This is a genomic window from Streptomyces sp. SCSIO 30461, from assembly GCF_037023745.1.
GTDB lineage: Bacteria > Actinomycetota > Actinomycetes > Streptomycetales > Streptomycetaceae > Streptomyces.
The window spans coordinates 2,034,652-2,054,365 of sequence record NZ_CP146101.1; the positions used below are offsets into that span (position 1 = coordinate 2,034,652).

General features: G+C 70.9%; 17 protein-coding genes. 11 read left to right on the forward strand and 6 right to left on the reverse strand.

Translation table 11 applies throughout. The features are described from left to right. Window positions 1–253 precede the first annotated feature (253 nt). The 3 genes from V1460_RS09245 to V1460_RS09255 all read left to right on the forward strand — a co-directional run bounded on the left by V1460_RS09245 (window position 254) and on the right by V1460_RS09255 (window position 3,502). Entirely contained in the window at window positions 254–1,102 is an 849-nt protein-coding gene (locus V1460_RS09245; protein WP_338673255.1) for a GNAT family N-acetyltransferase, read from the forward strand. A 70-nt stretch (window positions 1,103–1,172) separates the two neighbouring features. Beyond that, window positions 1,173–1,715, forward strand: a complete 543-nt coding sequence (locus V1460_RS09250; protein WP_338673256.1) for a GNAT family N-acetyltransferase — start codon at window positions 1,173–1,175, stop codon at window positions 1,713–1,715. Between the two features lie 89 nt (window positions 1,716–1,804). Further along, on the forward strand, window positions 1,805–3,502 hold the full coding sequence (locus V1460_RS09255; RefSeq protein WP_338673257.1) for a proline--tRNA ligase: 1,698 nt from the start codon (window positions 1,805–1,807) through the stop codon (window positions 3,500–3,502). Between the two features lie 138 nt (window positions 3,503–3,640). Here the strand turns inward: V1460_RS09255 and V1460_RS09260 are convergent, their stop codons facing one another. From V1460_RS09260 to V1460_RS09270, 3 genes are read right to left on the reverse strand one after another with little or no spacing between them, the layout of a single operon-like run. Further along, on the reverse strand, window positions 3,641–4,516 hold the full coding sequence (locus tag V1460_RS09260; RefSeq protein ID WP_338673258.1) for an aminoglycoside phosphotransferase family protein: 876 nt from the start codon (window positions 4,514–4,516) through the stop codon (window positions 3,641–3,643). 17 nt (window positions 4,517–4,533) lie between these two features. Continuing rightward, window positions 4,534–4,962: a ferritin-like domain-containing protein gene (locus V1460_RS09265; RefSeq protein ID WP_338673259.1), complete on the reverse strand. Its 429-nt coding sequence runs from the start codon at window positions 4,960–4,962 to the stop codon at window positions 4,534–4,536. After that, window positions 4,962–5,534, reverse strand: a complete 573-nt coding sequence (locus tag V1460_RS09270) for a hypothetical protein (RefSeq protein WP_338673260.1) — start codon at window positions 5,532–5,534, stop codon at window positions 4,962–4,964. Before V1460_RS09270 ends, V1460_RS09265 begins: the two co-directional genes overlap by 1 nt. A 175-nt stretch (window positions 5,535–5,709) precedes the next feature. On the opposite strand from V1460_RS09270, the gene rimP reads away from it, so the two are divergent. The 8 genes from rimP (at window position 5,710) to V1460_RS09310 (ending at window position 13,964) form a co-directional block, all read left to right on the forward strand. Beyond that, window positions 5,710–6,246 carry a ribosome maturation factor RimP gene (rimP, locus tag V1460_RS09275; RefSeq protein WP_338673261.1) on the forward strand — a complete coding sequence of 179 codons (537 nt, stop codon included), beginning with the start codon at window positions 5,710–5,712 and terminating at the stop codon, window positions 6,244–6,246. Window positions 6,247–6,248: 2 nt separating this feature from the next. After that, complete coding sequence (gene nusA, locus V1460_RS09280; RefSeq protein WP_338673262.1) at window positions 6,249–7,265, forward strand: transcription termination factor NusA; 1,017 nt, start codon at window positions 6,249–6,251, stop codon at window positions 7,263–7,265. Window positions 7,266–7,465: 200 nt separating this feature from the next. Next, the gene (locus V1460_RS09285) at window positions 7,466–7,756 is read left to right on the forward strand and encodes a YlxR family protein (RefSeq protein ID WP_338673263.1); all 291 of its coding nucleotides are present in this window, start codon (window positions 7,466–7,468) and stop codon (window positions 7,754–7,756) included. 155 nt (window positions 7,757–7,911) lie between these two features. After that, the gene (infB, locus tag V1460_RS09290; protein ID WP_338673264.1) at window positions 7,912–11,022 is read left to right on the forward strand and encodes a translation initiation factor IF-2; all 3,111 of its coding nucleotides are present in this window, start codon (window positions 7,912–7,914) and stop codon (window positions 11,020–11,022) included. 164 nt (window positions 11,023–11,186) lie between these two features. Next, window positions 11,187–11,480, forward strand: coding sequence for a DUF503 domain-containing protein (locus tag V1460_RS09295; protein ID WP_338673265.1), 294 nt, complete (start codon window positions 11,187–11,189; stop codon window positions 11,478–11,480). A gap of 27 nt (window positions 11,481–11,507) precedes the next feature. Next, window positions 11,508–11,948 carry a 30S ribosome-binding factor RbfA gene (gene rbfA / locus V1460_RS09300; protein WP_338673266.1) on the forward strand — a complete coding sequence of 147 codons (441 nt, stop codon included), beginning with the start codon at window positions 11,508–11,510 and terminating at the stop codon, window positions 11,946–11,948. Next, the gene (gene truB, locus V1460_RS09305; RefSeq protein WP_338673267.1) at window positions 11,945–12,847 is read left to right on the forward strand and encodes a tRNA pseudouridine(55) synthase TruB; all 903 of its coding nucleotides are present in this window, start codon (window positions 11,945–11,947) and stop codon (window positions 12,845–12,847) included. Before rbfA ends, truB begins: the two co-directional genes overlap by 4 nt. 160 nt (window positions 12,848–13,007) lie before the next feature. Continuing rightward, the gene (locus tag V1460_RS09310) at window positions 13,008–13,964 is read left to right on the forward strand and encodes a bifunctional riboflavin kinase/FAD synthetase (protein WP_338673268.1); all 957 of its coding nucleotides are present in this window, start codon (window positions 13,008–13,010) and stop codon (window positions 13,962–13,964) included. Window positions 13,965–14,039: 75 nt separating this feature from the next. On the opposite strand, the gene V1460_RS09315 is transcribed toward V1460_RS09310, so the two are convergent. From V1460_RS09315 to eccE, 3 genes are all read right to left on the reverse strand, one after another. After that, window positions 14,040–17,075, reverse strand: a complete 3,036-nt coding sequence (locus V1460_RS09315) for an SCO5717 family growth-regulating ATPase (protein WP_338673269.1) — start codon at window positions 17,073–17,075, stop codon at window positions 14,040–14,042. A 209-nt stretch (window positions 17,076–17,284) separates the two neighbouring features. After that, entirely contained in the window at window positions 17,285–18,130 is an 846-nt protein-coding gene (locus tag V1460_RS09320; RefSeq protein ID WP_338673270.1) for a hypothetical protein, read from the reverse strand. Then, on the reverse strand, window positions 18,130–19,452 hold the full coding sequence (gene eccE, locus V1460_RS09325; RefSeq protein WP_338673271.1) for a type VII secretion protein EccE: 1,323 nt from the start codon (window positions 19,450–19,452) through the stop codon (window positions 18,130–18,132). The genes V1460_RS09320 and eccE overlap by 1 nt, the downstream gene beginning before the upstream one ends. Between the last annotated feature and the right edge of the window lie 262 nt (window positions 19,453–19,714).

Sequence of the window (19,714 nt, forward strand, 5' to 3'; positions counted from 1 at the left end):
TCGCAGCGCGAAGGGACCGGGCCCCGGAAGGGGCCCGGTCCCTTCGTATACGGTGCCGAACCCTTCGGGTACCGGTGCCGATCCTGCCGTATCCCGTGCCGCTGCCCGGGGGCCCTCGCCCGTGCGGTGCCGAACAGCAACTCCGGGTACAGTGCGGAGACCGGCTGACCAGGCCGTTACCTGTGCCCGAACCGGCATGCGGCCACGCGGGCGGAATCAAGCATTGCCCCGAAGGAGTGTTGGAGCGGCCCTCGTGCTGACGCAGATGACCACCCGGGTGCTCGACCCCGACGATCTCGGCGCCGCGCTCGCCGTACTGGAGAGCGAGCCCGTCCACAACGCCTTCGTCACCTCCCGCGTGCAGATCGCCGGGCTCGACCCCTGGCGCCTCGGCGGCGAGATGTGGGGCTGGTACGAGGACGGGCGGCTGCGCTCGCTCTGCTACTCGGGTGCCAATCTCGTCCCCATCTGCGCCACCCCTGAAGCCGTGCGTGCCTTCGCCGACCGGGCCCGCAGGGCCGGGCGCCGCTGTTCCTCCATCGTCGGCCCGGCCGAGGCCACCGCCGAACTCTGGCGGCTGCTCGAACCCAGTTGGGGCCCGGCCCGTGAGGTGCGCTCCCACCAGCCGCTGATGGTCACCGAGGCGATGCCGGACGACGTCGCCCCCGACCCGTACGTCCGCCGAATCCGCAAGGACGAGATGGAGGTGATCATGCCCGCTTGTGTGGCCATGTTCACCGAGGAGGTCGGGGTGTCCCCGCTCGCCGGCGACGGCGGACTGCTCTACCAGGCGCGGGTGGCCGAGCTCGTCGGCACGGGGCGCTCCTTCGCCCGGATCGACGGTGAGGGCAAGGTCGTCTTCAAGGCGGAGATCGGTGCCGCCACCCCCCAGGCCTGCCAGATCCAAGGCGTCTGGGTCGCCCCCGAATACCGTGGCCGCGGGCTGTCCGAAACCGGTATGGCCGCCGTCCTGCGTTTCGCCCTCCAGGATGTCGCCCCGATCGTCAGCCTGTACGTGAACGACTTCAACACCGCTGCAAGGGCCGCGTATCGGCGCGTCGGCTTCCGTGAAGTGGGCGCGTTTATGAGCGTTCTGTTCTGAATCGTTCTGAACTGTCCTGTGCTGATCGGGAACTGTTCCGAGTAGATCGTGGACAAGTAGGGTTCCCGGCATGGAACACGATGCCGTGGTCGGCCCCATCGACCTCGCCGCCCGCGTGGACGACGCGCTCGCCGTGCAGGCCATCGCCTTCGGACTCAGTGAGGACGAGGTCGCCATCCGCCGCCACATCGTGCTGCGGCATCTGCTCTACCCGGGCGCCCGGGCCTTCGGCGCCACCAACTCCGAAGGCCGGCTGGTCGGCTTCGTGTACGGCATGCCCAACGACCGCACCCACTGGTGGTCGACCGTTGTCGAGCCCTATCTGCGCAGGGGCGGCCACGACCAGTGGCTCGACGACTCGTTCGTGATCACCGAGCTCCATGTGCACCCCGCCCACCAGGGCCGGGGTATCGGCCGCGCTCTGATCACCACCATCACGGACACCGCCGAGCAGCCCCGCTCGATCCTCTCCGCGATCGACACCGAGAGCCCGGCCCGCAGGCTGTACCGGACCCTGGGCTACGTGGACCTGGCACGCCAGGTCCACTTCCCCAGCGCACCCAAGCCGTACGCCGTGATGGGCGCACCGCTACCGCTCAGGCGCGCGAGGTGATTCCCCCACGAGGGAACTGATTTCCGCCGTCCGGGACCACCCGGCTAACCTCCTGCACATCACCCTTTCTTGTACGCAGGAGAAAACCCATGGCAGCCCAGGTCCAGCGCATGTCCCGTCTGATGGTCAAGACACTGCGCGACGACCCGGCCGACGCGGAGACCCTCAGCCACAAACTCCTCGTCCGCGCGGGCTACGTCCGCCGCAACGCCGCCGGTATCTGGAGCTGGCTGCCGCTCGGCATGCGCGTACTGGAGAACGTCGCCCGCGTGGTTCGCGAGGAGATGGACGCGATGGGCGCGCAGGAGGTGCTGCTGCCCGCGCTGCTGCCCAAGGAGCCCTACGAGGCGACCGGACGCTGGAACGAGTACGGCGCCGAGCTCTTCCGCCTCCAGGACCGCAAGGGCGCGGACTACCTGCTCGGCCCCACGCACGAGGAGATCTTCACCCAACTGGTGAAAGACCAGTGCTCCTCGTACAAGGACCTGCCGGTCATCCTGTACCAGATCCAGACGAAGTTCCGCGACGAGGCCCGTCCTCGTTCGGGCATCCTGCGCGGCCGTGAGTTCCACATGAAGGACTCGTACTCCTTCGACACCACCGACGAGGGCCTCGCCGAGTCCTACCGGCTGCACCGCGAGGCCTACATCAAGATCTTCCAGCGGCTCGGTCTCGAGCACCGCATCGTCTCCGCCATCTCGGGCGCGATGGGCGGCTCGGCGTCCGAGGAGTTCCTCGCCCCGGCGCCCGCGGGTGAGGACACCTTCGTGTACTGCCCCTCGTGCGACTACGCCGCCAACACGGAGGCCGTCACCTTCAACGTCCCGGTGGTGGAAGCCGCGGAGCACGGCCCGGTCGAGGAGCTCGACACCCCCGACACCCCGACCATCGAGAGCCTCGCCGCGCACCTCGGCGTCCCGGCCTCCGCCACCCTGAAGAACCTCCTGGTCAAGGTGGACGGCGAGATCGTGGCCGTCGGTGTGCCCGGCGACCGCGAGGTCGACCTCGGCAAGCTCACCGACCACCTGGCGCCCGCCGTGGTCGAGCTGGTCACGGCAGAGGACTTCGAGGGCCGACCCGACCTGGTGCGCGGCTATGTCGGCCCCCAGGGTCTCGACAAGGTCCGCTACATCGCCGACCCGCGTATCGCCACAGGCACCGCGTGGATCACCGGCGCGAACAAGGCCGACAAGCACGCCAGGAACGTCGTATGCGGCCGCGACTTCGAGGTCGACGACTACCTCGACGTCGTCGTGGTCGAGGACGGCGACCCGTGCCCGAGTTGCGGCACCGGCCTCAAGCTGGACCGCGCGATCGAGATCGGGCACATCTTCCAGCTGGGCCGCAAGTACACCGACGCCTTCCAGCTCGACGTGCTGGGGCAGAACGGCAAGCCGGTCCGCGTGACCATGGGCTCGTACGGCATCGGGGTGTCCCGCGCTGTCGCGGCCCTGGCGGAGCAGCACGCCGACGAGCAGGGCCTGTGCTGGCCGCGCGAGGTCGCCCCGGCGGACGTGCATGTCGTCGCCGCGGGCAAGGCGCTCCAGACCGAGCTGGCGCTCGACATCGCGGAGCGGCTGGGCGCGGCCGGCGCCCGGGTCCTGGTGGACGACCGTGCCGGAGTGTCCCCGGGTGTGAAGTTCACCGACGCGGAGCTGATCGGCGTACCGACCATCCTGGTCGCGGGCCGCAGGTCAGGGGAAGGCGTCGTGGAGCTGAAGGACCGCCGCACGGGTGAGCGTGAGGAACTCACGGTGGACGAGGCGATCGCGCGCGTCCTCGCGTAGGCGCAGCGCCCGCGGTCCGGGGGCTCTCGGGGTGGCCGCACTTCGAGGGCGTCCCGTCCGCGTGGCGAGCGGTGCCGTGGAGGTGTCCGCACTCCGTTGATGCCGGGTGCGGACGCCGCTGGGGCTCGCGAGTGGGCTTCAGAGCCACTCGGCGAATTCGAGGGACACCTCAGCCTCGCGCACGCGGCCCGACTCCAGCGCGCGCGTACCGGACTCCACCGCGCGGAACAGCGTCCAGCCGCGCAGCCGGTCGGGGTCCACGTCCAGGGAGTCCGCCAGTCGGTTGACACGGCGGCGGGCCGCGGAAGCGCCCGACGTGGAGGCGACCAGATCCTCCACACGGTCGCGGACCAACCGGGCCAGGTCGTACGCGGGCTCGCCGACGACCGGTTCGGGGCCGACCGCCAGCCACGGCGACCGGTCACCGCCGAGCACCTTGCTCTGGCGGAAGTTGCCGTGCAGCAGCCGCACTTCGGCGGGCGCGCTCGCGACCAGTTCCTCGCGCGCGTCGAGGGCCGCGGCCACCAGCTCGGGCGGCGCCGCACCGGTGCGCTCCGCCAGCGCAGCGGCCTGACTGGCCGTGCGCTCCGCCACCGACTCGAAGGAATGGGCGCCCGGGGGAGCGGTCCACAGCCTGCGCACGGTTCCCGCCGCTTCCAGCAGGGCCTTCGCCCCCGGGAGCGAACGCACCGACACCTCCGGGTGCAGCCGCTCCAGCAGCAGCGCTCCTTCGGACGCGGCCAGCAGCCGCACGGCCCCGAATCCGTTCCAGTGCTCCAGCGCCGCACGCTCGTGTGCGGGACCGGCCGTGGGAGGCACCAGCTTCAGAGCCGCCGGTGACCCGCCCTGCCCGCGCACAAGGACCACCAGGCCGCTCCGCCCGCCGGGCACGGCCACTCGCTCGACGGCGAGTCCGTGGCGGGCGACCGCCTCTTCAAGGAGCCTCGGCAGCTCTCGCAGCCAGTCGCTGTCGCCGAGCGCCCCCGTCAGCCGCTGGGGCGGTTCAAAACCCATACGTGTGCTGTTCTCCTTCACTGCCTCGTCGCCCGCTCGGCGAGCCCCGGAAAGGCTACGCCGCTGCCTCGCCAGCGGACCGCCCGTACGGCCGCCTCGCGCAACGCACCCGCGGCCTCCCGACGCAGTGCGCCTTCGGCGGCCCTGACCAGATCCGAGTAGACGCCCGCGATCCGGTCCTCCAGCACCGCGGCGAGGCGTACGGCCGCGGGCGCGTCCGGCACCGGGAACGGCAGCACGTATGCGGCGTCCGCGACGACGGGCTCCGCGCCCTGGTCCCGTACGGCCCGCTCCAGGCCGTCGCGGCGGGCCCGGTGAGCCGAGTACGCCTCCGTCGCCTCGGCCTGCCGGGACTTGCCCACCCGGCCTCCGACGACCCCGTAGCCGTACACGGCGGCATGCTCGGCGGCGAGCGCCGACTGCAGCGCGTCGAGTGCGGCGCTCATCAGCGGTCTCCATTGGTCAGCAGATAGGCGTGTACCGCTCCGGCTGCGGCTACCGAGGCCAGCAGCCGCGCGTATTCGGGAGGTGCGTCGGCGAGAGCGGCGGTGTGCACGTCCGCTGTGTTCCGTTCGGCCGCGGCCAGCTCCCGCAGGGTGGTGTCCGGATCGGCGTCGGCGGTCCCGGGCGGTGCGGTTGCCGGGGCGCCGCGACCCGTCGTGCGCGGCGATGCCGATACCGAAGACGAAGCCGATGGTGAAGCCGAAGCCGCAGCGGAAGGCCCGGCCGCGGGCGGCGTCGGGGCCAGCGCCTCGGCATGCAGGGCCACTGCGGCCCGCAGCGGTGCCAGCCGCGCCGCGAGTTCCGGATGGGCGGTCAGCGCCGTGTCGTAGTGCCCGAGCAGCGCACCGCTGCGCGCCGCACTGCGTCGGCGCAGCACGGTCTCGGCCGGGACGCCGTCGGGTGCTGTGTGCGGTCGCGCTCCTCCGGCCTCCGACGTGCATCCCGTCAGCGCGGCGGCCGTCGCCGCGCCCGTGGCCATGAGCGCCTGTCTGCGCGTCGTAGCCGTGCGCTCCACGCGTCTCTCCTCGGGCCCCGGACCCGCACCTGCCGGGTCCTTGATGTGATCACCGCAGGCGAGCGTACCTGCGGGTCAGTCGCGGGTGGACGGCAACACCCCTCCCGACCGGATACCCTTTGTGCTGACACACGACGAAACCCACAACAGCACACGCGGCCGAGGAGTCACCCGGATGAGCACCACCCAGAGCGAGAGGCTGCGCGGACTGCTCGAACCGCTGGTCAGCGCCGCGGATCTGGATCTGGAAGAGATCGAACTGTCCCGGGCCGGCCGCCGCCGCGTGCTTCGGGTCGTCGTGGATTCCGAGAACGGCGTCGACCTCGACGCCTGCGCCGAGCTGAGTCGTGAGATCTCCGACAAGCTCGACGAGACCGATGCGATGGGCGAGGGCGAGTACCAGCTCGAGGTGACCTCGCCGGGGGCCGAGCGTCCGCTCAGGGAGCACCGCCACTTCGTTCGTGCCAAGGGCAGGCTCGCCCGGTTCCAGCTGACCGCCCCCGAGGGCGGCGGTGCGGCGGGTGAACTGGTCGCGCGGATCCTCGATGTGGACGACGAGGGACTCGACCTGGAGGTTCCGGGTGTGAAGGGCCGCAAGCCCACCACCCGCCGGATCGCCTTCGCCGAGATCGCCAAGGCCCGGGTGGAGATCGAGTTCAACCGCAAGGACAGCAAGGACAGCGACGCTGTGCAGAAAGAGGAGGAGGCGTAGCCGTGGACATCGACGTGAAGCTCCTGAGGGGCTTGGCACAGGAGAAGGAGATCGCGTTCGACCTGTTGGTCGAGGCGATCGAGTCGGCCCTCCTCATCGCCTACCACCGGACACCGGACAGCCGCCGCCACGCTCGTGTCGTGCTCAACCGTGAGAACGGGCATGTGACCGTGTGGGCGAAGGAGGACCCGTCCGAGCTCGAGGAGGGTCAGGAGCCCCGCGAGTTCGACGACACTCCGCACGACTTCGGCCGGATCGCCGCGTCGACGGCGCGTCAGGTCATCCAGCAGCGGCTGCGGGACGCGGAGAACGACGTGACCTTCGGCGAGTACGCCCGCCGTGAGGGCGATGTGGTCGCCGGCCAGGTGCAGCAGGGCAAGGACCCGAAGAACGTCCTGGTCCGGCTGGACGACAAGCTCGAAGCCATCCTGCCGGTGCAGGAGCAGGTGCCCGGTGAGGAGTACACCCACGGGCTGCGCCTGCGTACGTACGTCGTACGGGTGGCCAAGGGTGTGCGCGGTCCGTCCGTCACCCTGTCCAGGACGCACCCCAACCTGGTGAAGAAGCTCTTCGCCCTTGAGGTGCCCGAGATCGCCGACGGTTCGGTCGAGATCGCCGCCATCGCGCGCGAGGCAGGCCACCGCACCAAGATCGCCGTACGCTCCACCCGCAGCGGGCTCAACGCCAAGGGCGCCTGCATCGGCCCGATGGGCGGGCGGGTGCGCAATGTGATGGCCGAGCTTCTCGGAGAGAAGATCGACATCGTGGACTGGTCGGACGACCCCGCCGAGATGGTGGCCAACGCGCTCTCGCCGGCCAGGGTCTCCAAGGTCGAGATCGTCGACCTCGGCGCCCGCTCCGCACGGGTGACGGTGCCCGATTACCAGCTGTCGCTGGCGATCGGCAAGGAGGGCCAGAACGCCCGCCTCGCGGCTCGTCTCACCGGGTGGCGTATCGACATCCGTCCGGACACTGAGCAGCCGTCACCCGAGCAGAGTCGCCCCGGCGACCGCAGCTGAGTCCGGGACGGGAGCTGAGTCCGGGGCGATCCGGGTGATCGGATCACCCTCGGTTCCAGGGTTTGAGCGTTGCGGAATGCCTCACGGTGCGTAGTCGTCAGTCGATGCCGGAGTGTGGCAGCCGCAGGGAGTTTTGAGCCATCAACTGTTCGATTCTTACCTCAAAGGGGTGAGGTCGGTACGGGGAGGTAGACTTAGTCGTGTCTGGCCGGACGCATGCCCGCGCATGCCCTGAGCGCACGTGTGTGGGGTGCCGGGAGCGAGCGGCCAAGAGCGAGCTGCTGCGTATCGTGGCGATCGAGGGCGTATGTGTCCCCGATCATCGCGGTACGCTGCCCGGCCGGGGTGCGTACCTGCACCCGGCCTCGGTCTGTCTTGACCTGGCGGTCCGCCGCAGGGCGTTCCCGAGGGCCTTCAGGGTCCAGGGACCGCTCGAAACCGCGGATGTGCGCCAGGTTGTCGAGAGGACGGACGCGCAGGCAGCACCGTAAGAAGAAGGAAGCAGTACCGCACGGATCCCCATGCGGTCAGGTACCTCGCGAGTTGGAAGTAGGTCGAGATTGCGATGAGCACTCGATGAGTACGCGATGAGTACGCCCATGAAGTAGCGACGGTCCGGCGGTAACCCGGACCTAAAAGGAGCGAAGTGGCTAAGGTCCGGGTATACGAACTCGCCAAGGAGTTCGGTGTGGAGAGCAAGGTCGTCATGGCCAAGCTCCAAGAACTCGGTGAATTCGTCCGTTCGGCGTCCTCGACGATCGAGGCGCCGGTTGTACGCAAACTTACTGATGCTTTCCAGCAGGGCTCCGGGGCATCCCCGGCCAAGCGCGCTGCCGGAAAGCCCGCAGCACCGCGCAAGGCGACCCCTGCGAAGCCCGCCCCCGAGGCGGGTGCAGGCGACGCCGCCGCGCCCACTCCGGCGCAGACGGCGCGTCCCGCTGCCCCCAAGCCCGGCGCCCCGGCCCCCAGGCCGGTCGCAGCCGAGGCACCCAAGATGCCGTCCGCCGCCCCGACACCGGGCCCGCGTCCGACTCCGGGCCCCAAGCCCGCGGCTGCCCCGAAGCCGGCTCCGGCCGCTCCGGCAGCACCCGAGTTCACCGCGCCCCCGGCCGCTCCGGCAGCCGGTCCCCGGCCCGGTGCCGCTCCGGGTCCGCGTCCGGCCGCGCGTCCGGGCCAGGGCGGTGCTCAGGGTGGCGCCGCGCGTCCGGGCGCTCCGCGTCCCGGTGGCGACCGCCAGGCCTCGCGTCCCGGTGCCCGTCCCGCGGGCCCGCGTCCGGGCAACAACCCCTTCACCTCCGGTGGCTCCACCGGCATGGCACGCCCCCAGGCGCCCCGTCCGGGCGGCGCCCCGCGTCCCGGTGCCCCGGGTGCCCCCGGCGGCCCGCGTCCGCAGACACCCGGTCAGGGCGGTCCGCGCCCGCAAGCCGGTCAGGGCGGTCCGCGTCCGCAGGCCGGTCCCGGCGGTCCCCGTCCGACTCCGGGCGGTATGCCCCGTCCCCAGGCACCGCGCCCCGCGGGACCTGGTGGTAACCGTCCGAACCCCGGCATGATGCCGCAGCGTCCCGCGGCCGGCCCGCGTCCCGGTCCCGGCGGCCGTGGTCCCGGTGGTCCCGGCGGTCGTCCCGCCGGTGCCGGTGCCGGTCGTCCCGGTGGCGGTGGCGGCTTCGCCGGTCGTCCCGGCGGTGGTGGCGGCGGCGGTCGTCCCGGTGGTGGCGGCGGCTTCGGCGGCCCGCGCCCCGGTGGTGGCGGCGGTGGCGGTTTCGGCGGCGGTGGCGGCGGTGGCCGTCCCGGCTTCGGCGGACGTCCGGGTGGTCCCGGCGGCCGTGGTGGCACGCAGGGCGCCTTCGGTCGTCCCGGTGGTCCGGCGCGTCGTGGACGCAAGTCGAAGCGGCAGCGGCGCCAGGAGTACGAGGCCATGCAGGCCCCGTCGGTCGGCGGCGTGATGCTGCCTCGCGGCAACGGCGAGACCGTCCGTCTGTCGCGTGGTGCCTCCCTCACCGACTTCGCGGAGAAGATCAACGCCAACCCGGCGTCGCTCGTCGCCGTGATGATGAACCTCGGCGAGATGGTCACGGCCACGCAGTCCGTCTCCGACGCGACCCTGCAGATCCTCGCCGGCGAGATGAACTACACGGTTCAGATCGTCAGCCCGGAGGAGGAGGACCGCGAGCTGCTCGAGTCCTTCGACATCGAGTTCGGTGAGGACGAGGGCGGCGAGGAGTTCCTGGTCGCGCGTCCGCCGGTGGTGACCGTCATGGGTCACGTCGACCACGGTAAGACCAGGCTGCTCGACGCGATCCGCAAGACCAACGTCGTCGCGGGCGAGGCCGGCGGTATCACCCAGCACATCGGTGCGTACCAGGTCTCCACCGAGGTCAACGCCGAAGAGCGTCGGATCACCTTCATCGACACCCCGGGTCACGAGGCGTTCACCGCCATGCGTGCCCGTGGTGCCAAGTCCACCGACATCGCGATCCTGGTGGTCGCGGCCAACGACGGTGTCATGCCGCAGACGGTCGAGGCGCTCAACCACGCCAAGGCCGCGGAAGTCCCGATCGTCGTCGCGGTCAACAAGATCGACGTCGAGGGCGCGGACCCGACGAAGGTGCGCGGTCAGCTGACCGAGTACGGCCTGGTGGCCGAGGAGTACGGCGGCGACACCATGTTCGTCGACATCTCCGCCAAGCAGGGCCTGAACATCGACAGCCTGCTGGAGGCCGTGGTCCTCACCGCGGACGCCGCCCTGGACCTGCGGGCAAACCCGTCCCAGGACGCGCAGGGCATCGCGATCGAGTCCCACCTCGACCGCGGCCGCGGTGCCGTTTCGACCGTCCTGGTCCAGCGAGGCACCCTGCGCATCGGCGACACCATGGTCGTCGGCGACGCGTACGGCCGTGTCCGCGCGATGCTCGACGACAAGGGCAACAACGTCGAGGAAGCGGGTCCGTCGACCCCCGTCCTGGTCCTGGGTCTCACCAACGTCCCGGGCGCCGGCGACAACTTCCTGGTCGTCGACGAGGACCGTACGGCCCGCCAGATCGCCGAGAAGCGCGCCGCCCGTGAGCGCAACGCCGCGTTCGCCAAGCGCACCCGCCGGGTGTCCCTCGAGGACCTCGACAAGGTACTCAAGGCGGGCGAGGTCCAGCAGCTCAACCTCATCATCAAGGGCGACGCGTCCGGTTCGGTCGAGGCCCTCGAGTCCTCGCTGCTCCAGCTGGACGTCGGCGAAGAGGTCGACATCCGCGTGCTGCACCGCGGTGTCGGTGCGGTCACCGAGTCGGACATCGACCTGGCGACCGGCTCCGACGCCATCGTGATCGGCTTCAATGTGCGCGCCGCCGGGCGTGCCACGCAGATGGCCGAGCGCGAGGGTGTGGACGTCCGCTACTACTCGGTCATCTACCAGGCGATCGAGGAGATCGAGGCGGCCCTCAAGGGCATGCTCAAGCCGGAGTACGAAGAGGTCGAGCTCGGTACGGCGGAGATCCGCGAGGTCTTCCGCTCGTCCAAGCTGGGCAACATCGCGGGTGTCCTCATCCGCTCCGGCGAGGTCAAGCGGAACACCAAGGCGCGCCTCATCCGCGACGGCAAGGTCATCGCGGAGAACCTCAACATCGAGGGCCTGCGTCGCTTCAAGGACGACGTCACCGAGATCCGCGAAGGCTTCGAGGGTGGTATCAACCTCGGAAACTTCAACGACATCAAGATCGACGACGTCATCGCGACGTACGAGATGCGCGAGAAGCCCCGCGGCTGATCGCGCTGACAGCGCGGCTGACGTACGGCAGCCGGTTCGGGGCCGGTCGGCGGGACGTAATCCCGTCGATCGGCCCCGGCCGTTGCGTGTACGGTTCTTGATGTCCCTGCCATGAGCGGGCAGGGCACTTCCCGAACCCGTACCGGCGGGACATCCGGACATGCATGTACGTGGGGACGCTGTCCTTCGATCTCCTCCTCGGCGACGTTCGCTCGCTGAAGGAGAAACGCTCCGTCGTCCGCCCGATCGTGGCCGAACTCCAGCGCAAGTACGCGGTGAGCGCGGCCGAGGTGGGCGGGCAGGACCTCCACCGCAGGGCCCAGATCGGCCTCGCGGTGGTCTCCGGGGACCCGGGGCACATCACAGACGTACTGGACCGGTGCGAGCGGTTGGTCGCCGCCCGGCCCGAGGTCGAGCTGCTGTCGGTACACCGGCGGTTGCACGGCGACGATGACTGAACGTAAGCAGGAAGAGGAGAAGGACCGGTGGCCGACAACGCGCGGGCCCGCAAGCTGGCCGATCGCATCCAGGTCGTGGTCGCGGAGACCCTGGACCGGCGAATCAAGGATCCGCGGCTGGGCTTCGTCACGATCACGGACGCCCGGGTCACCGGCGACCTGCGGGAGGCCACGGTCTTCTACACGGTCTACGGGGACGACGAGGAGCGTGCCGCGTCCGCCGCGGCGCTGGAGTCCGCCAAGGGCATCCTCCGCTCGGAGGTCGGCAGGCAGACCGGGGTCCGCTACACGCCGAGCCTGACCTTCGTCCCGGACGCCCTTCCCGACAACGCGCGCACGATCGACGATCTGCTCGACCGGGCGCGGGCCAGTGACGCCGAGGTCCGCGAGGCCTCCACCGGCAAGAACTACGCAGGCGAGGCGGACCCGTACCGCAAGCCGGAGGACGAGGACGAAGCCTCCGAATGAGCCGGCACAGCACAACGCCCGACGGGCTTGTCATCGTCGACAAGCCGTCGGGTTTCACTTCGCACGACGTGGTCGCCAAGATGCGCGGCATCGCCCGCACCCGCCGTGTGGGACACGCGGGCACCTTGGACCCGATGGCCACCGGAGTGCTCGTGCTCGGGGTCGAGAAGGCCACCAAGCTCCTCGGGCACCTCGCACTCACCGAGAAGGAGTACCTCGGCACCATCCGGCTGGGTCAGACCACCGTCACGGATGACGCCGAGGGCGAGATCACCGCGTCCATGGACGCATCCAAGGTGACCGGGGAAGGTATCGACGCCGGTGTCGCCGAACTGAGCGGCGACATCATGCAGGTCCCGTCCAAGGTCAGCGCCATCAAGATCGACGGCAAGCGGTCCTACGCCCGGGTGCGCGGCGGCGAGGAGTTCGACATCCCGGCCCGGCCGGTGACCGTCTCCCAGTTCACCGTGTACGACGTGCGCGAGGCCGTCGCCGACGACGGGACCCCGGTGCTCGACCTGGTGGTCTCCGTGGTCTGCTCATCCGGTACGTACATCCGCGCCCTCGCCCGCGACCTGGGCGCCGGGCTCGGTGTGGGCGGGCACCTCACGGCTCTGCGCCGCACTCGCGTCGGCCCGTACAAGCTGGACTCGGCGAAGACGCTCGACCAGCTCCAGGAGGAGCTGACGGTCATGCCGATCAGCGAGGCGGCGGCCGCGGCTTTCCCTCGCTGGGATGTCGACGAGAAGCGGGCCCGGTTGCTGGTCAACGGAGTACGGCTGGACATGCCGGACTACGACACGGCAGGCCCGGTTGCGGTCTTCGGGCCCGAAGGCCGGTTCCTGGCGCTCGTCGAGCAGCAGCGGGGCAAGGCGAAGAGCCTCGCGGTATTCGCCTGACGCCCTGTCGCCCCTTGCGGGACGGGCCTCCCGTCCCGCAAGGCGTCGGCCAGGTGCCGATGCCGGCCCAGGACCACCGGCATGGCAGTCTTAGAGCTGCGCAATCAGTCATCACGTACGCAGGAATGACGTACACGGGTTCGGGCGAGGAGCGGTCACAGTGCAGCGCTGGCGTGGCTTGGAGGACATCCCCCAGGACTGGGGGCGCAGCGTCGTCACCATCGGCTCCTACGACGGAGTGCACCGCGGGCACCAGTTGATCGTCGGGCGCACCGTGGAGCGCGCCCGTGAGCTCGGCGCACGATCCGTCGTCGTGACCTTCGACCCGCACCCGAGCGAGGTCGTCCGCCCCGGCAGCCACCCGCCGCTGCTCGCCCCGCACCACCGGCGCGCGGAGCTGATGGCGGAGTTCGGGGTCGACGCGGTGCTGATCCTCCCCTTCACCGCCGAGTTCTCGAAGCTGTCGCCCGCCGACTTCATCGTGAAGGTCCTGGTCGACAAGCTGCACGCACGCACCGTGATCGAGGGCCCGAACTTCCGCTTCGGCCACAAGGCGGCCGGGAACGTCGCCTACCTGGCCGAACTGGGACTCACCTACGACTACGAGGTCGAGGTGGTCGACCTGTTCGTCAGCGGAACGGCGGGCGGCGGAGAACCCTTCTCCTCCACCCTCACCCGGCGCCTGGTCGGCGAAGGCGACGTCGAGGGCGCGGCCGAGATCCTGGGCCGCCCGCACCGCGTCGAGGGTATCGTCGTCCGCGGTGCCCAGCGCGGCCGGGAGCTCGGCTTCCCGACGGCGAACGTCGAGACCCTCCCGCACACCGCGATCCCCGCGGACGGGGTGTACGCGGGCTGGCTCACGGCGGACGCGGAGCGTATGCCGGCCGCAATCTCCGTGGGCACGAACCCGCAGTTCGACGGTACCGAGCGCACGGTCGAGGCATACGCGATCGACCGCCTCGGCCTCGATCTGTACGGGTTGCACGTGGCGGTGGACTTCCTCGCGTATGTGCGGGGCCAGGAGAAGTTCGCCTCGCTGGAAGCCCTGCTGGAGCAGATGGCCGTGGACGTGAAGCGCTGCCGCGAGCTGATCGCGGCAGCGGAAGGCCTCGCCTGAACCGGCTGTACCGACAGAACTGCCGATGGGCCGACACCGTGAAGGTGCCGGCCCATCGGCATGATCCGGAGGCCGCTACTGCTGCATCCAGCCGGGGGGCGGTACCTGGCCCGACTGCCGCGGGTCCTGGGACGGCGGTGGCGTCTGCTGCTGCCAGCCCTGGCCGGGTCCCGGCTGCTGATAGCCAGGCTGCTGCCCTTGCCCCGGCCCTGGCTGCTGCCAGCCCTGGCCCGCCTGGGGCACACCGCCGGGCTGGGCGTAGGGCTGCTGGGGCGCCGCCTGCTGCGGGGCTGCGTAACCCTGCTGAGGCTGCTGGTACTGCGTGTTCGGGTTTCCGAAGCCCTGCTGCGTACGCGTGAGGTCCTCGGCGATGAGGGCGGCGAGGTGGAAGTAGGCCTCGCGCGTCTTGGGACGCATCATGTCGAGGTCGACTTCCGCACCCGCTGCGAGGTGCTCGTCGAAGGGAACGACGATGACCCCGCGGCAGCGGGTCTCGAAGTGCGCGACGATGTCCTGCACCTTGATCGTCTTGCCCGTCTCGCGGACACCGGAGATCACGGTGACCGAACGCTGGACGAGATCCGCGAAGCCGTTCGCCGACAGCCAGTCGAGAGTGGTCGAGGCGCTGCTCGCACCGTCCACCGACGGGGTGGAGATGATGATCAACTGGTCGGCGAGATCGAGGACTCCGCGCATCGCGCTGTAGAGCAGACCTGTGCCCGAGTCGGTGAGGATGATCGGGTACTGCCTGCCCAGCACGTCGAGCGCGGCGCGGTAGTCCTGGTCATTGAACGTGGTGGAGACCGCCGGGTCCACGTCGTTGGCGATGATCTCGAGCCCCGATGGCGCCTGCGAGGTGAAGCGCCGGATGTCCATGTAGCTGTTCAGCTGCGGGATCGCCTGCACCAGATCACGAATGGTGGCGCCCGTCTCGCGGCGAACCCGTCGACCGAGGGTGCCGGCGTCCGGGTTGGCGTCGATCGCAAGGATCTTGTCCTGGCGCTCGGAGGCGAGCGTGGCACCGAGCGCGATGGTCGTCGTGGTCTTGCCGACTCCGCCCTTGAGGCTGATGACCGCGATCCGGTAGCACGACATCACCGGCGTTCGAATCAGCCCGAGCAGCCGCTGCCGCTCGGCCTCTTCCTTTTTCGCACCGAACTTGAAGCGCGACGGACCGGGGTTGTTCTTGCGGGCCTTGGGTTGGCCGCGCAGGAGCCGGTCGGAGGAGAGCTCCACGGCTGCGTTGTAGCCGAGCGGGGTACCGGGAGCGGCCTGCTGCTGGTGGACACCGGGTCCGCTCGGCTGCGGGCCGGGCGGGGCAGTCCAGCCCTGGTTGCCGTAGGCATTGGGCTGCTGGGGCTGGGGCTGGATCGGTTGCTGCGGCTGGGCCGCGGTCTGAGGCTGGATCGGTGCCTGATGGTGCTGTGCGGGCTGGGCGTGGCCGTGCCCGGCGGCCTCGGGCGGATAGCCGTATCCAGGCTGTGCCTGGGGTTGGGCCTGGGGGTGCGGGTGACCGTAACCCGGGTGCGGCTGGGTCGGCTGCACCGGCTGCTGGGGGTAGCCGTATCCAGCGCCGGGCGATTGGTGCGCGGCGAACTGTCCGCTCTGGTGGCCCTGCCGCGGGTCGGCGGGGGCAGGTTGTCCCTGGGCGGGGTACCCAGGAAGCGGTTGGGCAGGACCGAACGCCCCCTGCACGGGCGGCTGCTGCTGCGGCTGTCCCGTCACATCGGCCTGGGGTGGGACCGGCACCGGTGCCGGAGCTGAGGGCGTGTCCTGAGCCTGGGCTGGGGCTGGGGCTGGGGCTGGGGCTGGGGCTGGGGCCGGGGCCGGGGTCTGAGGCGAGCCGTATCCGCCCTGCACACCCTGCTGGTAGGGCTGCGCTGTTCGCTGCGCGGGAGCCGCAGGGGCGTACCCCGGTGGCAGTGGGGGGAGCCCCTCGTTGTGCGGGGGCGTCACCACGGCCGGTGCGGCCGGCGGAGCCGGCTCCTGCAGCCCCTGGGCCAAAGGCGGTTGGGCGAGGGGCCCGGGAGCCGGGTCTGCGTGCGCAGCCGCGGGCGCGGAAGCAGAAAGCGGCTGTTCGGTCGAAGCCGTGCCCGATGAGGCCGTGTCAGCCGACTCGTCGCCCTCCGCTCCGGTCACGACTGCGGCGGCATCACCGGGCTCCGCCTGGGGGTTCCGCGCTTCCTCCGGCTCTGTGCCGTCGTCCCCGCCGCCGAACAGCAGCGCCGCTTCGGCATCCGCTGCGGCATGGTTGAGTTCGGCCTCCGGCTGATCAGTCTCCGGCTGCTCCGCCTGCGGCCGGTCCGTCTCCTGGCGTACGGGGACAGGCTGTACGGGAGCGGGCTCCCCCGAGGAGTCGTGCTGGGCGTCCGTGGCGACGGGGCGCAGCACGGGAAAGCCGGGGCCTGGAGCCGGTGTCGGAGCCGCGGGTGCTGTGGCAGGCGCGGGCTGCTGCGGCGGGAACCCGTGTCCGCCGGGCGCAGCCGGTGCGGACGCCGGGGGCGCGGGTTGGGCGGGCTGCTGCGGGTGGCCAGGGGCATCCGGTGCCGAAGGCGAAGCCTGCTGCGGCGGGAAGCCGTATCCGCCGGTCGCGTCCGGGGCCGAGGGCGGGGTCGGCGGCGCGGGCGTCATTGCCGGTGCGGGCTGCCGCGGGAAGCCGTATCCGCCCGGTCCCCCCTGCTGCTGCGGGAAGCCGAATCCGCCCGGCGCACCCGAGCCGGCGGAGGGCGCGGCGTCGGGCACGGACTGCTGTTGCGGAGGCCCGTGGTCACCTGTGGCAGGGCTCTGCTGGTTCGCACCGGATGTGCTCTGGCTGGGAATCGGCGGCGCGGGCTGGGCCGGCTGCCGCCCCGGCGGGGGAGCCTGCCCCGGCGGTCCCTGCGCCGCGGGACCGGTCGGCGGGCCGACCGGCGGGCCGACCGGCGGGCCGGCCTGCGGTGGCCCAGACTGCCCGGCGTTCTGCTCCGTACCGGGCGTGGAACCGCCCTGGGTGCTCTGGGCGTACCAGGCGGGAGGCGTGTAGACGATCTCGAACTCTCCGGTGAGGTCCGCCTCGTGATCGTCGCCCTCTGAGGAAGGGCCGCCGTTGTACCCGGACCGATCCCTGTTCACTGCTTGCCTCCTGGTCAGCCACTGCTAATGAGCTCTTCGTCGTCGCGGCCGGGCGGACCGAGTGGCGAGTCCCCGCGACTGCGATCGTCACCGCACCACAGCAGCCTAATCACTCTCCCGACGGGACGGACAAGTCCCCGTGAGAGCGGACCGGCAAGCCTTTCAGGGTCGCGTAAGGTCCGCGACCGGGTCACGCGGGTGACGATGCGTCAGTCCATCCGGCGCGGTGCGCCGAGCAGGCCGCTTTCCGCCTCAGTGGGTTCGGTCATGACGAATTTGTGATGCTTTCGTGTGCACCAGAGGGCCGCACTGTCGTGCAGGGTCGGCAAGTACCCGAGATGCTCCTCCGGGATGCCCAGGGTGTCACGGACGACCTCGGTCTCGTAGGGCGAAATGCGCTGAATCCCGACCAGGTGGGCCTGGGCCAGCCAGCGCGGCGCGTGCTCGCTGGCGAAGGGCAACACCGTCACCACCGACTGCCATGGCACGGAGGTCATCCGCCCTCGCGGCGGGCGGATCCCGCAGTCCCGGATGAGTACGACCGGACTCGACACGGATGGGCCCTGCGCGGGCACCCGCCCCACCGGATACACCGTCACGCACTGCTGGCCGCCGCCGGCCGCCTGGGCCAGCTGCTGCCAGGCCTGCGGACGGCCGGTCTCGACTCCCACGCGGGCTCCGGTCGCGGCCGCCCGCAACACCAGTACCTGGGCGAGCCACAGGCCGCCCACCAGCACGACCTCGAAGGCGGTCGGGCGGGACAGGCCGAGCACGGCCGGTTGTGATTCCGAGTCGGTGCCGATGATCACACCGTCGTCGCCGATCGGCATGCTGATCGCGGCGAGCTCGTCGACGGTGACGACATGGTGGTTCCGGCGGGGGCCGCGCAGTCCGAAACCCGGGCTGAAGACGCGTCGCTGCTGCTGCGGTTCCGGGGATTGCCCGATGACGGGGAGCACACCCGTGTCGGTCGGCGAGGCCACGTGCGCGGGCGTTCGTCCGGACGCGGCCCGGCCCTGCTGTTCCGGAGGCAGAGTGGGGACAGGGTGCGACATCAGTAGGTACCTCCGAGCGGCAGAGTGGCGAGGGCCCCCGGGACCTGCTCCCGGTCGAGACGGACCAGACCGACTTTCGCGGCGCCGGCTGCCCGCTCCAACTCCCGTCCCATCTGGCCTATTTCATCGTCGCCACGTGCGGTGACACGTATGTGCCCGGTGAGGGCGACACCCCGGTTGCCGGCTTTGCTCAGGGTCGTACTGAACGTCGTGGCGAGCACGGGCAGCGAGGTGAACCGTGTGACCAACTCGGGCAGCGCCGCACCGCCATCGCCCAACTGCGGCCAGCGGGACACCCAGTACGTCGTGTGCCATCGGTCGTCGACCCGCCAGGTCCGTACCGCCTCGACCGTGCGGCGCTGGGGGGCGCGGCCGTCCTGGCCGTGCTGAGCGTTGGCACGCGGATTGAGGCAGCTCGACGTCGCCAGGGCCTGAACCAGCTCGGTCTCGTCCAGGATGGTTGCGCTGAATCCGGCCCCCGCCAGCCGACTCGCCAGCTGGTCCGCCACCCGCAGCAGCGCACGCTGCGCACCGGGGACGCCGTCCCCGCGCGCCTGCACAGCCTCGGGGCAAAGCTCCGGATCGAGCTTGAGGGCCACCCAGGTGAGCCGGAGCGCGGGAGAACCGGCCTGGGCCTGCAAGGGCCCGTATGACCGCGCGGCGAGCGACTGCTGCGGCAGATGCGGAGCGGGCGCCGGCTGCGTGTGCTGTACCACCTGTACGGAGGCGAGCCGAATGCCGTCGACCTCCAGGGCGTCCTGTAGCAGCCGCAGGGGAAGCTGCCGCTTGCCGATACCGGGACGCAACGGCTGGTCACCGGGCTGGACGAAGAGCACCGCGGTGAGGAAGGTCCCGTCCCCGATCATGCCGACGGAACGGTCGTCACGGGACACGAAGGAATACGTCCGCAGAGCGGGGTCGCACTCGACGACCGGGGCGAGCAGTGGGTCCGTCCCGGGCGGCACGGGCAGTTTGGCGTCGCGCCGGCGCCGGACCAGAGCACGCGTCGTCTCGTACCACTCCGGCAGCGGGCGACTGCCTCGGCGCAGTGCCGCGAGAAGCAGCAGCAGTGCCGCGATGGCACCCGCGGGTGCCATCAGCCATGGCGCACCGACGGCCCAGGAGGCCACCATGACGGCCGCCGCGACCTCCACCAGAACGAGCTGCTGCAGCCGCACCGGGCCCAGACCGCCAGGACGGGGCAGCGTACGCGGCGACGCGGCGACGGGGGCGTCCGGAACCACCGGTGTGCCCGTGCCTCCCGGCCCTCCCTGTTGCTGCTGTGCGCGGCGTCCGCGCCGGGTGCTCGTAGCGCTGGTCATCCCCCGGGACATCCCTTTCGCGAAGTAGTGGCCGTTCGTCGGGCGGGATCATCCGTCCGGGAATCCCTGCGACGGGCCAGGGGCACCGTCGGCCCACAACATCCATGCGAGTGGCTCACGGTACCCGCTGCGGAACCCGGGGCGACACACGGGACACCCAAACCCCCGGTGGTCACCCTGTCACGGCTGTCTCCCGCTTGGGGGAGCGCAGTGGTGAAGCTCTGTGAAGATGCTGGGCTGCCCACCCACCTGATGACTCGTC

Bases quoted from the DNA above. Each gene is read 5' to 3' on its own strand.
- V1460_RS09250 (WP_338673256.1), top strand. From the start codon at position 1,173: ATGGAACACGATGCCGTGGTCGGCCCCATCGACCTCGCCGCCCGCGTG.
- V1460_RS09255 (WP_338673257.1), top strand. From the start codon at position 1,805: ATGGCAGCCCAGGTCCAGCGCATGTCCCGTCTGATGGTCAAGACACTG.
- V1460_RS09260 (WP_338673258.1), bottom strand. From the start codon at position 4,516: ATGGGTTTTGAACCGCCCCAGCGGCTGACGGGGGCGCTCGGCGACAGC.
- V1460_RS09265 (WP_338673259.1), bottom strand. From the start codon at position 4,962: ATGAGCGCCGCACTCGACGCGCTGCAGTCGGCGCTCGCCGCCGAGCAT.
- rimP (WP_338673261.1), top strand. From the start codon at position 5,710: ATGAGCACCACCCAGAGCGAGAGGCTGCGCGGACTGCTCGAACCGCTG.
- V1460_RS09295 (WP_338673265.1), top strand. From the start codon at position 11,187: ATGTACGTGGGGACGCTGTCCTTCGATCTCCTCCTCGGCGACGTTCGC.
- truB (WP_338673267.1), top strand. From the start codon at position 11,945: ATGAGCCGGCACAGCACAACGCCCGACGGGCTTGTCATCGTCGACAAG.
- V1460_RS09320 (WP_338673270.1), bottom strand. From the start codon at position 18,130: ATGTCGCACCCTGTCCCCACTCTGCCTCCGGAACAGCAGGGCCGGGCC.
- eccE (WP_338673271.1), bottom strand. From the start codon at position 19,452: ATGACCAGCGCTACGAGCACCCGGCGCGGACGCCGCGCACAGCAGCAA.